This window comes from Actinomyces sp. S4-C9, from assembly GCF_000758775.1.
Lineage (GTDB): Bacteria > Actinomycetota > Actinomycetes > Actinomycetales > Actinomycetaceae > Gleimia > Gleimia europaea.
Genome location: NZ_JRMU01000008.1, coordinates 51844 through 64192 on the forward strand (window position 1 = coordinate 51844; position 12349 = coordinate 64192).

The 12349-nt window shown below is 55.1% G+C and carries 11 protein-coding genes and 2 tRNA genes; 5 read left to right on the forward strand and 8 right to left on the reverse strand.

Annotated elements, in window-relative coordinates; translation table 11 throughout:
• Positions 1 to 65: 65 nt before the first annotated feature.
• Positions 66 to 2957, reverse strand: a complete 2892-nt coding sequence (locus tag HMPREF1628_RS04245; protein WP_034508335.1) for a leucine--tRNA ligase — start codon at positions 2955 to 2957, stop codon at positions 66 to 68.
• Between the two features lie 114 nt (positions 2958 to 3071).
• On the opposite strand from HMPREF1628_RS04245, the gene HMPREF1628_RS04250 reads away from it, so the two are divergent.
• Positions 3072 to 3515 (forward strand): HIT family protein, encoded by a 444-nt coding sequence (locus HMPREF1628_RS04250; protein WP_084703210.1) that lies wholly within the window; start codon positions 3072 to 3074, stop codon positions 3513 to 3515.
• A 67-nt stretch (positions 3516 to 3582) separates the two neighbouring features.
• Here the strand turns inward: HMPREF1628_RS04250 and HMPREF1628_RS04255 are convergent, their stop codons facing one another.
• Both HMPREF1628_RS04255 and HMPREF1628_RS04260 read right to left on the reverse strand, forming a co-directional pair.
• Entirely contained in the window at positions 3583 to 4269 is a 687-nt protein-coding gene (locus tag HMPREF1628_RS04255) for a metal-dependent transcriptional regulator (protein ID WP_034508341.1), read from the reverse strand.
• Positions 4266 to 4865: a vitamin K epoxide reductase family protein gene (locus HMPREF1628_RS04260; RefSeq protein ID WP_052038864.1), complete on the reverse strand. Its 600-nt coding sequence runs from the start codon at positions 4863 to 4865 to the stop codon at positions 4266 to 4268. The genes HMPREF1628_RS04255 and HMPREF1628_RS04260 overlap by 4 nt, the downstream gene beginning before the upstream one ends.
• A gap of 143 nt (positions 4866 to 5008) precedes the next feature.
• On the opposite strand from HMPREF1628_RS04260, the gene HMPREF1628_RS04265 reads away from it, so the two are divergent.
• Positions 5009 to 5084: transfer RNA gene (locus HMPREF1628_RS04265), tRNA-Lys, on the forward strand.
• A 117-nt stretch (positions 5085 to 5201) separates the two neighbouring features.
• On the opposite strand, the gene HMPREF1628_RS04270 is transcribed toward HMPREF1628_RS04265, so the two are convergent.
• Positions 5202 to 6602, reverse strand: coding sequence for a sugar porter family MFS transporter (locus HMPREF1628_RS04270; protein ID WP_034508343.1), 1401 nt, complete (start codon positions 6600 to 6602; stop codon positions 5202 to 5204).
• An 11-nt stretch (positions 6603 to 6613) separates the two neighbouring features.
• Positions 6614 to 8344 (reverse strand): alpha/beta fold hydrolase, encoded by a 1731-nt coding sequence (locus HMPREF1628_RS04275; RefSeq protein ID WP_034508347.1) that lies wholly within the window; start codon positions 8342 to 8344, stop codon positions 6614 to 6616.
• A gap of 110 nt (positions 8345 to 8454) precedes the next feature.
• On the opposite strand from HMPREF1628_RS04275, the gene HMPREF1628_RS04280 reads away from it, so the two are divergent.
• Positions 8455 to 9156 (forward strand): GntR family transcriptional regulator, encoded by a 702-nt coding sequence (locus HMPREF1628_RS04280; protein ID WP_034508349.1) that lies wholly within the window; start codon positions 8455 to 8457, stop codon positions 9154 to 9156.
• Positions 9157 to 9222: 66 nt separating this feature from the next.
• Here HMPREF1628_RS04280 and HMPREF1628_RS04285 read toward each other — a convergent pair whose 3' ends face one another.
• Positions 9223 to 10212: a DMT family transporter gene (locus HMPREF1628_RS04285; protein ID WP_052038865.1), complete on the reverse strand. Its 990-nt coding sequence runs from the start codon at positions 10210 to 10212 to the stop codon at positions 9223 to 9225.
• Between the two features lie 260 nt (positions 10213 to 10472).
• Here HMPREF1628_RS04285 and HMPREF1628_RS04290 point away from each other — a divergent pair.
• Positions 10473 to 10545 (forward strand) — tRNA-Lys (locus tag HMPREF1628_RS04290).
• Positions 10546 to 10591: 46 nt separating this feature from the next.
• Positions 10592 to 11095 carry a hypothetical protein gene (locus tag HMPREF1628_RS04295; protein ID WP_052038866.1) on the forward strand — a complete coding sequence of 168 codons (504 nt, stop codon included), beginning with the start codon at positions 10592 to 10594 and terminating at the stop codon, positions 11093 to 11095.
• 25 nt (positions 11096 to 11120) lie between these two features.
• Here HMPREF1628_RS04295 and HMPREF1628_RS04300 read toward each other — a convergent pair whose 3' ends face one another.
• Both HMPREF1628_RS04300 and HMPREF1628_RS04305 read right to left on the reverse strand, forming a co-directional pair.
• Positions 11121 to 11594 (reverse strand): peroxiredoxin, encoded by a 474-nt coding sequence (locus tag HMPREF1628_RS04300; protein ID WP_034508352.1) that lies wholly within the window; start codon positions 11592 to 11594, stop codon positions 11121 to 11123.
• A gap of 56 nt (positions 11595 to 11650) precedes the next feature.
• A complete protein-coding gene (locus HMPREF1628_RS04305; protein WP_034508355.1) occupies positions 11651 to 12223 on the reverse strand; it encodes a flavin reductase family protein in 573 nt (190 codons plus the stop codon).
• Between the last annotated feature and the right edge of the window lie 126 nt (positions 12224 to 12349).

Here is a 12349-nt window from a genome sequence, read left to right on the forward strand (position 1 = left end):
GCTCCCCTAACTGGTTTCTTATAAGATATCGCGCCCCGGGCAACATGGCACCGGGACGCGGATCTTTACTTCGGAAGTACGATACTTACTAGCTTTGGAGCCCGCACAATCACCTTCAGCGGATCGCGCCCATCCAGGGCCTTAACCGCGGCTTCAGTTTGCAAAGCCAACTTCTCGAGATCTTCGGCACTGATAGACGGCGCCACCTCAAGACGCGCCCTCACCTTGCCGGCAATCTGGACAACGCAAGTGACCTTCTCTTCTTCAAGTAGCGACTCATCCTCTACAACCGGGAACGGCTCGCGCGCAAGCGTGCCCTCATGCCCCAGCTTGTTCCACAGTTCCTCCGCGATGTGCGGAGCGAGCGGCGCAACCATCAGCACCAGCGGTTCAATGGCTTCTCGCGGCACGCGGTCAATACCCGTCAGGTGATTATTGAGGACGATCATGCGAGCAGCCGCGGTGTTCATCCGCATGTTCTCGTACTCTTCGGTAACGTCCGCAATGGTGCGGGCAACCAGCTTCTTCGTTTCGAGGTCAGCGGGATCATCCGTCACGGTAACCGCACCGGTTTCCTCATCAACCACGTTGCGCCATAGGCGCTGCAAGAAGCGGTAGGAGCCCACCACCGCGCGCGTATCCCACGGGCGCGACACCTCGAGGGGGCCCATAGACATTTCGTACATGCGGAACGTGTCCGCACCGTACTCTTCACACATGTCATCGGGCGTCACGATGTTCTTAAGCGACTTGCCCATCTTGCCGTACTCGCGGAACACCTCGCGACCCTTATAGGTCCAACCGGTTTCCTCATCGCCCTCAACCTCATCAGCCGGCACGTACTCGCCGCGGGCATCCTTGAAGGCGTAAGCCTGGATGTAGCCCTGGTTAAACAACTTGTGGAACGGTTCCGACGAGGACACGTGGCCCAGATCGAACAGCACCTTGTGCCAAAAACGCGCGTACAGCAAGTGAAGCACCGCGTGCTCCACGCCACCGATGTAGAGGTCAGCGCCTCCCGACTCGCCCTTGCCCTTCGGGCCCATCCAGTAGGCCTCGTTGGCCTCAGACGAAGCATACTCAGTGTTATTTGGATCCGTATAGCGAAGCTCATACCAAGACGAACCCGCCCAGTTTGGCATCGTGTTCGTATCACGGTGGTACTTCTTCAAACCGTCGCCGAGGTCCAGCTCCACCTCAATCCAATCCGTTGCGCGCGAAAGCGCTGCCTCCGGCGTGGTATCCGCATCATCAGGATCGAAAGTGCGGGGCTGGAAGTTATCCAACTCCGGTAGCTGCACCGGCAGCATCGACTCTGGAAGAGCGTGAACGCGCCCCTCCTCGTCATACACAACTGGGAAGGGTTCACCCCAGTAGCGCTGGCGAGAGAACAACCAGTCACGCAGGCGATACGTAACCGTCGAGTGACCAACGCCCTTTTCTTCCAACCACTTCGTAATCCGAGCGATCGCGTCAGCCTTGTTCAGGCCGTTGAGCGAGATTTCATCGTTTTGCGAGTTCACAATCAGACCGTCGCCAGTCCAAGCGCCCTCACCGTCAAAATCCTCATCCGGCTGGATAGTGGTCACCACGTCAATGTTGAAACGCTGCGCGAACGCAAAGTCACGATCATCGTGGGCCGGCACAGCCATAATCGCGCCCGTGCCGTAACCCATCAGCACGTAGTCCGCAACGAACACCGGGATCTTGTTTCCATTAACCGGGTTGGTACCAAAAATACCGGTGAACACACCCGTCTTTTCAGTACCTTCCGCGAGGCGCTCATCATCGGTGCGGGACTTCGCCCACGAACGATACGCCGCCACGGCCTCGCGCGGGGAGGCATAGCCGCCCGTCCACTCTTCGCGCGTGCCTGCCGGCCACTGGCTTGGAACCGAAAGTTCTTGTGCCGGTGCGTCTTCGCCGCCCACCAGCTCATGCTCGGGAGCAACCACCATGAAAGTTGCGCCAAACAAGGTATCGGGGCGCGTGGTGAACACCGTCAGCTGGGTGGATTCAGTGACCTGGCCTTCCTCAATCTCAAAATGCACGGTTGCGCCAGTGGAGCGACCAATCCAGTTGCGCTGCTGCGCCACCACCTTGTGGGGCCAATCAACCGTATCCAAATCCTCGGCCAAGCGATCAGCATAAGCGGTGATACGCATCATCCACTGACGCAGACGCGACTTGAAAACCGGGTAGTTGCCGCGCTCGGAGCGACCATCGGCAGTTACCTCTTCATCTGCCAAAACAGTTCCGAGGCCCGGGCACCAGTTAACCGGGGAGTACGCCACGTATGCCAGGCGGTACTCGTCCAGAAGGTCGCTACGCTCCCCCTCGCTCATCTGCGCCCACGGCTTGTGCGGCGTTTCGCGTTTGCCCGATTCGAACTCTGCAACGAGCTCGCTAATGGGGCGAGCCGAACCTACCTTGCCATCACGACGCTTAGCCTGCGGGTCATACCACGAGTTGTAAATCTGCAAGAAGATCCACTGCGTCCAGCGCACAAACTCGTCATCGGTTGTTGAAATCGAACGACGCTTGTCATGAGACAGACCAATGCGGGCGAGCTGGCGGCGCATGTTCGCAATATTGTTCTCGGTAGTGATACGTGGATGCTGGCCCGTCTGCACGGCGTACTGCTCAGCCGGCAAACCAAACGAGTCAAAGCCAAGCGTGTACAACACGTTCTTATCCTGCATGCGCTTGTAGCGCGCAACCGTGTCCGTGGCGATGTAGCCGAGGGGGTGGCCCACATGCAGACCTGCACCCGACGGGTACGGGAACATGTCTAGCAGATAGAACTTTTCCTTCTGGGCTAGCGGACCTTCAAGATCGCCTTCTGGGTTATCAGCCGCGAACGTCTGATTTTCCTGCCAGTATTCCTGCCAGCGGGCCTCAATTTGGGCCGCGAGCGCCGCGTCGTAGCGGTAAGGATTATCCCCTGCGGTTTGCATGCTCAATTTGACCTCGTTTCATCTGTCAATCCGACATTTACACTACCCCACTAATGGGGGTTCTTTAGAATCGGGTGGGGCGAAAAATGGGCAAGCATGTACCACAATGGAAGTATGACAATTTTTGAAAAAATTATTTCCGGTAACATTCCCGGCAAGTTCATCTACTCCGACGAAACTTGCGTAGTTTTTGCTGACATCTCCCCGGTTCGCCCCGGCCACGCCCTCGTGGTTCCACGTGAGGTGATCAGTGAGTGGACTTCCCTTTCCGACGAGGTAGCCGCGCACCTGTTCAACGTGGCCAAGCGCATTGGAGAAGCGCAAAAGAAGGCCTTTGGTGTGCAGCGGGCCGGCCTGTCCATCCTCGGCTTCGAAGTTCCCCACACGCACCTGCACGTCGTTCCCCTGCGAAGCGAGGCGGATATGAACCCGGCAAACGCGAAGCAGGCGACGAATGAGGAACTGACCGAGAGCACCGAAGCTCTGCGCGAGGCTCTTCGCGCCCTCGGGTATGGAAGCAATGTTCCCCCGCGCATCGATAGCGCAGAACTTGCCTAAGCCTTAGCCATTTCAAACGATTCGGCTGGTCGGGATGTTCCCGACCGGCCGAACTGTTTCAAAATCGTTAGGCCGATTCAGCGTTTTCTGGCGTCACTTTGATGCGCGCGGCCAGTGACGTGGAAATATCGAGCCGGGTGCTCTCCAGTTCCACAGTTACCTGGCCAGCAATATCCGCGCGCTCGACTACGCGTAGCTTCGCTCCGGGCAAGATGTCGCGCTGCTCAAAGTAGCGCAGTACTTCGGGCTCCCCGTCACGAATACGCACAATCTGCACGACCTCATCCAACGGTGCTGCAGGCAATGTGAAGCACGAACACCTGTGTACAGAGCCGTCCTTACCGGGAATCGGATCCCCGTGCGGGTCAAAACGGGGGAAGCCCAGAGCCTCATCAAGCTTGTCTATGAACCGGTCAGAAACCGCGTGTTCAAGCTCGTGTGCCTCAAAATGTAACTCGTCCCAGGAATAGCCGAGGGACTTGTACAAGAAAGTTTCTAAAATACGGTGGCGGCGCACCATCTCAATGGCTTCTTTGCGACCTGCTTCGGTGAGCCTGACCTTTTGATACGGCTGGTGATCCAACAGGCCTGCGTCCCTCAGCTTGCGCACATTTTCTGAGGCTGTGGAAGGAACAACCTCCATAATCGCAGCCAGTTCAGTTACGCTAACGCCCTCATCGTCCCACTCCTCTACCGAATAAACGGCCCGCAGGTAGTCTTCCCTAACGGTTGACAGCTCACGTTTGCCGGTCACAGGAGGCCTCCTATCTGTTCAGTCATTGTAAACAGCACGACGATAAACACCACTAGATGCAAGCATACGATTGTTGCCCACGAGTAGCGCAGCATCGTTTTGCCCGCTGCGCGTGTACCCTCGAATGCGGTCAGAGCTGCGGGGATGAGTATCGCGCTCACGATAATCGTTGCCGACCACACCACCATGCAGTACGGGCAAAGCGCAAAAAAGTTTGTTGCCGACTGGTACAGGAAGTAGCCCACAAAAACAAGGCCGCAGGCCGATCCCAGACCCAGCAGCATTGCTGCCGGTTTGCTCAGGCGAGTGCCGAGTAGCATCACCGCGCCGATTGCAACCAGCGCACCAAAAGCCGCGATTCCGAGCGCAGAATTGGGCACAGTGAGCAGGTGCGCCTGCGGCGACATCAGGGAACTGCCACAGCTGATCAGTGAATTAAGGTCACACCCGAGCGCGCCGTCAGGGTCTCGCAAGTGACCCAGCTCCGTTTCAAGTAGCCCAAGGGAAGCGAGCAATCCCATTGCCGCGCCCAAAATAACTACAGCAGTATTTATGAAGCCAACCGGAACGGAATCTTTAACAACCGCTTTATCCACGTGATTTCCTTACCTCGACTACCAAATACTACGAGATAGGGCGCTCCCCTCGCTTCTTTTGTACCAAAACGGCTGATGTGTCTAAGACCGCATTGGATGATTTTGCAGTCTTATTAAGAAACGCGTAAGGTTTTTATCTGCAGGCGCCGTTAGCTCAATTGGCAGAGCAGCTGGCTCTTAACCAGCGGGTTGGGGGTTCGATTCCCTCACGGCGCACCAAATTTCCCCGACTCCGGTCGGGGTTTTTTACTGCCCGCTGTGGAAACTTATCTGGGCCGGTCTTCGTAAAACGCCAAGACCGGCCCAGATAGTAGCTCAACACTCGAGAGCCATTAGCTACTTCAAGTTGTAGGTCATGTCTTCGAGTTCGACACCCTTCGTTTCTGGAATATGTTTAACAACCAGCCAGATCAAGATCGCGCCCACGACCGCATACGAGAAGTAGGTACCAGATAGGCCGATGTATTCCTTGGTGACCGGGAACAGGAAGGTGATTAGTGTCCCACCAATCCAGTTTCCTGCGGTTGCCAGTCCCAAGCCAGCGGTTCGGATCTGGTTCGGGAAGATCTCTCCCAGGAACACCCAGAGGACCACGCCCCAGGTACCACAGAAAATGATGTAAACGAGATGAACACTAACAAGGGCAACGAATGCCCAAGCTCCCGTCAGGTTGAGTGCGCCCGTGTCGGTGGTGGTTCCCTGAGTGAAGGTGATAGCAGCTACGAGCATGGAAACGAACATGCCAACCGCTCCCCAGAGCAAAAGCGGACGACGTCCGATCCTGTCAATCACCGCCATGCCAATCAAGGTCATAATGATGCCAATGACTGAGGTCAGGACAGGAATAAAGACAGATAGATTTCCAGTGAACCCTACAGTCGTCCACAGGTCTGTTGCATAGAGCAAAACGTTATTGATTCCAGCCATCTGAATTAGGAACGCAAAAGCGAGTGCGATCCAAACCACGGGGCGCAGGCCATATTTGTCGTCACGTAGGTCAGCAAACCTCGGCCGGTGACCCGAAAGCGAAGCACGAATCTCAGCGATGCGCCCCTTGGGGTCCGAATCTGAACCAACCGAAGCGATTATCTTTTCGGCGCGGTCTTCTTCTCCGATTGAGACGAGATAACGCGGAGATTCCGGCAACGAAAGAACGAAGAAGCCATACAGCAAAGCAGGAATTAGCTCACTGATGAACATCCATCTCCAAGTATGTAGCCCAAACCAAGCAACTGAGTCGGCCGAACCTGTCACTTTAACCAAAATGAAATTCGTAATAAAAGCACCGAAGATACCGAAGGCGATTGCCAGCTGCTGTAATGTTCCAAGCCTTCCACGCTTATCCGCAGGTGCGATTTCAGCAATGTACGCAGGAGCAATTACCGCCGAGATACCCACACCCAGGCCACCCAATAGGCGCCACCACGTCAATGCTTCGAAGCTAAACGACAAACCACTCATTAGAGCCGAGATAGCGAACAGAACCGCTGCGGTAACCATGACTTTGACACGCCCGATGCGGTTCGCAATTCCGCCCGCGATAGCAGCACCAACGGCAGCGCCCAAGCTCACGATTGAGACAACTAAGCCCGTCTGCCACGACGCTAGAGAGAACCCGGTGTCGGCTCCCGAAACGGATCCGATCGCCCCATTAATAACGGCTACGTCAAAGCCAAATAAGAAGCCGCCGAGCGCGGCCGCTCCAGCAATCTGCAGGAGTCTATTGTTCTTGCTCATAAGAGTTCCTTTCAAAGGCTTGAGTGTGAGCTAATTGGTGTGGCAAGAAAAGAACGTATTGTTTCCTTAACCCGCGTCCACGTAATGGTGTTTGGCACGGAGAGCGCACCATGAAAAGTACCCGGGAACATATGCAACTCCACGGGAACGCCCGCATCGGCTAAATCCTGGGCGAAACGCATGCCTTCGTCCCGAAGAGGATCGGCAGGATTGACAACGATGAGAGCCGGAGGCATCTTCTCTGCTACTTCCCGCGAAGGTACATAAGGCGGGACGGTGGTCGGATCACCCAGATAATGACGCCATGCTGACGTTGAAGCAGCGCGTGTCCAGATTGGACCATCCTGATAGGTATCGAAAGACTTGGTAACCATACCCGGTTCGAGGCACGGCTCTAGCAAAACAATTCGATCGACATTCGCGTCCATCCCCTGTTCTGCCCCCAGTGCTAGAGCCTGCTGCGCCAAACCTGCGCCGGCCGAATCGCCGTAAACATAGAGCGGTATTTTCGGATAGGTTTGCGCAAGATAACGCAAAGAACTGAGGCAATCTAGAGCCGCAGCCGGCCAGGGGTGCTCTGGCGCCAAGCGATAGTCCGGGCTTGCGACAACCGCACCATCAAATACATCAATCAGCTCACTATTGCGAGCATCATCGTAACGGGCAGCACCAGCTATGTACCCACCGCCGTGAATTGAGAGAACAACAGATCGCGGATTACCTGGACGTTTCAGACATCGCAACACGAAACTGTCATTATCTGCCTGCTCCTCACCGCCCAGCACAACCTCATCAACTTCAACGCCTTCAGCCGGACTAACATCGGACAAGAGCTCTTCGCCGCGTTGACGCATGGTCAGATAGTCATCAGTATTTTGCTTCGGGGTCGCTTCAATAACATCTTTCAGTTCCGGCGCAATGTAGGGCTCAGGCAGAGGCCCGGACTTTGCGTAGCGATCGAGGAATGAGCCCACAAGGCGATAAAACTCTTCAGGTTGATCCCTGCGAACAGTATGCGAAGCGTCGGAAATCAGCACCGAGCTGATCTGAGAGCTTCCCAGGTTCTCAAGCTCTGAAAGCCCCTCTTTACCGAAGAGCACATCATCTTTGTCTCCCGTAACCAAAAGCGTGGGAACCTTGAGTTCCTTAAGCACCTCGCGACCGCGCATTCCAACGACGCCGGTGGCGGCAAAACGGCGATCCACCTGTGTCTTCCCCTGAGCCCACGCACCATATTCAGACGCCGGCCACGCCGTATACACCTTCATGAGTTCAGTGATGGCCTCACCGACGTGCTCCGTGACCAATTCTTGACGTTTAACCAACCCATCTGCTGCGTTGCGGTACAGCTCCCACTGCTCGTCCGTTAGAAGCGCGGGATCCTCGAGCACTAGCGCCTGGACTATTTCTGGAACATCACGAGCGATCACGGAAGCAACCGCCCCGCCTAGAGAGTGCCCCATGAGCACGACCTTGCGACTTGTGCTCTGCCTGGCTGCCTCCACTACAACTGAACGAATTTCAGCGACGATGGCCTTAAAAGGATCAGCCAGTTCGGCATCGAAGAAATGTCGCGATAAACCATGTCCAAGAGTGTCAAGCAGGTATATTTTCCACTCGTCTTTCCAATGCTGAGAAATGTCGGACAAAGACGCGGCGTTATCGGTCACGCCATGCAAAGCGACAATAACGCCCTTAACCTCGCGGCCCGATACCGAATACGATATTCCGTGATTAGCCATCAAGATTTCCTTAATCGAGAAACAAAGGGCACCAGCGCCCTAGGGTGACACAAACCACCCTAGGGCGCTGTATACTGGCTGTCAAGCACTGATTTATCGGAGGCCTCCTAATGGAACCAAAATACGCGAAGGTCTACGACGCTCTATTGGAGCGCATCGCAAAAATGAATCCTGGCGAGCGATTGGACAGCGAAGTCAAGCTCGCCTCTTCATTCAATGTTTCCCCAATGACCGTCCGTCGCGCGCTCATGCTGCTTAATCAAGACGGTCTAACAGTTGGTATTCCCGGACGGGGCACCTTCGTAACAGACCCCAAATCAACGCCCAACACGTCTCCTCTGGCCGCGGAGAACAGTTGGAATGCTTCAACTACACTCCTCACTTATCCCAGACTCGTCTCTGCACTACTTCAGAAGGCGGACGACACTGAACGGAAGCTCTTGAATACCACTGAAGAACCTTTTATTGCGCACATCCAGCGCTCTCACTACCTTGACGAGAACCATACAAAACTCGTGGGCATAGAGGTTGGAATTGTTAGAGGCGACGTCTTCCCAGGCATACTCGGACTTGATTTATCTCAAAACCTCAGCGAGCTTCTTTTAGGCGACCATTGGGAACCTAAACGAGAGATAACAACGTCGCAGACCATTCGCGCAACCATGTCTAACGAACTGGAAGCTGAACAACTACATATCGCCGAACCAGCGCCCCTGCTAGCTCTTGAGACCTCTTTTCTCGACGAAGCAGGGAAAACGTGCGCGGAGATCACAAGCAAGTTCCTGGGCGAGCACATCGAAATCACCCTCTAGAAGTTACGTAGACGCTGGCCAAAGTTATCGCCGGCGCAGTGAACCTACACTTCCGTCCTTAACCGGTTAAGCCGCTACCAGAGCGGCCTCGCGTCTGCGCTGTATACGCAGTGGCAAAAGTTCAGCTCCAGCCATAGCTGCAACAATCAAGGTCCCGCCCAAGATCAACCTGAAGGTCAGGCTTTCGCCACCGAACGCCACCGCGAAGGCTGCGGCGAACAACGGTTCCAACGTGAAGATAATCGCGGTTGAGGTTGGATTAATATGCGCCTGCGCCCAAGTTTGCAAGAACAACGCAAGCAAACTTGCCACAAACGCCATATAAAGCAGTGAGGCCCACTGTCCCGCAGTAGAAGGCAACGTAACACCACCGGGCAAAGCAAATAGGAACCCGAGGGCGCCCATACTAATCAGCTGAATCACCGTCAGGTCGAGTGCGTTCTCCTTACTGGTCCAGTGCCCTAACACCACGATGTGGAGGGTGAACATGAGAGCGCCGAGCAACGTCAAAAGCTCGCCAAAGCCAACCGCCAGACCATCCAGCGTCAGCACCATCAAACCACCCGTGGCGATCGCAATGCACCCCCACGTCACCCGAGGGATCTGCACCCCAAACATGAGCATCAAAACGACGGGAGTAAGAACCACATACATGCCGGTAATAAATCCAGACACAGAGGCGTCCGTGTACTGCAGACCAACCACCTGGAACAACTGGCCAAGCATGAAGATCGCTCCAAGCAGCATTCCCTTGCCCCAAAGATCCTTCGAGACCTTTTTCAGAGCACGATAGCGCACCGCCAATACCACAACTGCGGCAATAACGAAACGCGTTCCAAGAAAATCCAGCGGCGGAACAGCGCTCACAAGATCCTTAATCAGGAAGAAAGTAGAGCCCCACACGGCAGTAATAAAAACAAAGGCCAAGACAGCAAGCACAGTGGCAATCTTTTCTGAATCGAATCCTCGCCACCAGAACTTTTCACCGGAATCCCAGTTAAGTCCCATAAAAGTTGTAGTTGCTGTTTCTAACCTGTTTTCACCCTGCCTCAACACAGCTTCCCTTCAACTCATCGCAGAAAACACTAACGACTAAGTGATTATATCCAACTTAGCGGGCATAAAATAACCCCTTCAAAGTAGCCAAGCCGCGCGACTTCGTCTTACACTTCAAACTTCTCCAGTTCATATTTTGAGTTATTTTGCGCAATTTTTCGTTTGGCGGTGTTCCCAAGATCGCACTTTGCGCGTTTGTATTTTCAACTTCGCCAGTGTTATGATTTTCAAGTTGCATTCAAGAGCGTTCTTGGCAACATGCGCCGTTAGCTCAATTGGCAGAGCAGCTGGCTCTTAACCAGCGGGTTGGGGGTTCGATTCCCTCACGGCGCACTTTACATATCCCCATCAGCATTTCCGTCTTCACTGAGAGCAATCTATGGTGCGTCGTTTAACATCCGATGAAGAGCGCCTGATTAATGCTGTTCGTGCGCAACTAGCCTCGCGAAAGAAAACCCAGATTAACGACGAGGTTATCGAGCAAGTAACCCGCCTCGTAAAATCTCTCACCGGCCCCCGCAAATCGATCACCGACGCGGTTGGCCCCGTGTGCTCCACGGCAGACCTCGTTGATTGGATGGGCATTTCGCGTCAAGCCGTAAACAAAGCCGTTAAAGAGTGCCGCATTTTTGGTGTCCGCGAGGGCAACGGCTCGTGGATGTACCCCACCTGGCAACTCACGTCTAACTTCCAAATCGTAAACGGCCTACCCGAGGTTCTGGGCCGCCTTGATGGAGCCATCAGCACCGTTGAGATCGGCCGCTGGTTCATATCCGCACACCCCGAGCTAGAGGGGCTCTCCCCCGCCAAATGGTTGCAGCAGGGGCGCGAGGTACGAAGCGCCGTACGAGTTGCCGAACTCCTCGCCCGCAAGCACCGCTAGGTAGCCCGGCAACTCCTACAGCAAACTACTCACAGCCAAGTTCGCTGCGCAGACGAGCCACGTGGCCCTTCGCGCGAACGTTATACATCGCGTGAGTAACCTTCTTATCCTTGCCAATCACCACGGTGGAACGGATAACGCCGCGCACTAGCTTGCCGTAGTTCTTCTTCTCTCCAAATGCACCCCACGGCTCCATGACGCTCTTGTCAGGGTCCGACGCCAACGGGAAGTTCAATCCTTGGTTATCGCGGAACTTCTCCAGGGCCGGCATCTTATCCGGGCTCACGCCAATCACCGTGTAACCACAAGACTTCAAAGAAGACAGACTATCGCGAAAATCGCAGGCCTGCGTGGTACAGCCCGGCGTGGAAGCGCGCGGATAAAAGTAGACGACTACGCCCTTTGCGGCCTTTTCAAGCTGGTCGTACAAGCTGATTGTGCCTTCGGTCGAATCAAGTTCAAAATCTGGGGCCACCTGGCCCACCTCAAAACATGTCATGCCTCCATTGTGCACAAAGCCTGCGCAACCAGCGCGTTGAAAGCCGGATCTGGCCGCTATACGAAATCCTCAGTACGTCCCCACTGGGCCCGGCCCAGCTTAGACAGCGGGTTCAACTTCGCGAAATCAACCATGCCATCCTCGGCCATAATTTGGCTGGCCGTATGGATCGCCTTCACCTTGCCAATAGTGATAATCGCCGTTTCTACCTCTACGAAAGAGTGGACCTCGCACTCAACAGCAACGCGCGCGTCATCCAGCATTGGCGCGTTCACGTTCGGAGCCTTCTTCCACGTCATACCCACCGCGTCTGCCTCGGATACCCCGGCGGGAAACTCCTTGGATGTCACCGCAACCTTGGGCTGGTCATCCACGCTTGCAATATGCACCGTGAAAGCCCCCTCGCGCTTGGCGTTGCGACAGGAATCCTTCGGAGCGCGCGAAGTGAACTGGAACATCAAAGGATCCGTACAAACCACAGAAAATAGAGCATACGGGGCAAGGTTTGCAGACCCATCCTCGTTAAACGTTGCCACCCACGCGATAGGGCGCGGCACAACTAAACTCATTGCAAGCTTATAGCCATCAACCGGTGCTTCATCTTCCGGCTTAAAAACGACGCGTTCCACGTAAACTCCCCCATCCGTAGCAGCTCCTACCCACACAGGCTACATGGTTGGACGACCACCCGGTTACAAGGTGCCGAGGAAACGAAAAGCCCCGACCATAAGCCGGAGCTGAAACGTGCCCGAGAA

Coding starts and splice junctions, on each gene's coding strand:
- HMPREF1628_RS04245 (WP_034508335.1), bottom strand. CDS start 2,957: ATGCAAACCGCAGGGGATAATCCTTACCGCTACGACGCGGCGCTCGCG.
- HMPREF1628_RS04250 (WP_084703210.1), top strand. CDS start 3,072: ATGACAATTTTTGAAAAAATTATTTCCGGTAACATTCCCGGCAAGTTC.
- HMPREF1628_RS04270 (WP_034508343.1), bottom strand. CDS start 6,602: ATGAGCAAGAACAATAGACTCCTGCAGATTGCTGGAGCGGCCGCGCTC.
- HMPREF1628_RS04275 (WP_034508347.1), bottom strand. CDS start 8,344: ATGGCTAATCACGGAATATCGTATTCGGTATCGGGCCGCGAGGTTAAG.
- HMPREF1628_RS04280 (WP_034508349.1), top strand. CDS start 8,455: ATGGAACCAAAATACGCGAAGGTCTACGACGCTCTATTGGAGCGCATC.
- HMPREF1628_RS04295 (WP_052038866.1), top strand. CDS start 10,592: ATGGTGCGTCGTTTAACATCCGATGAAGAGCGCCTGATTAATGCTGTT.
- HMPREF1628_RS04300 (WP_034508352.1), bottom strand. CDS start 11,594: ATGACATGTTTTGAGGTGGGCCAGGTGGCCCCAGATTTTGAACTTGAT.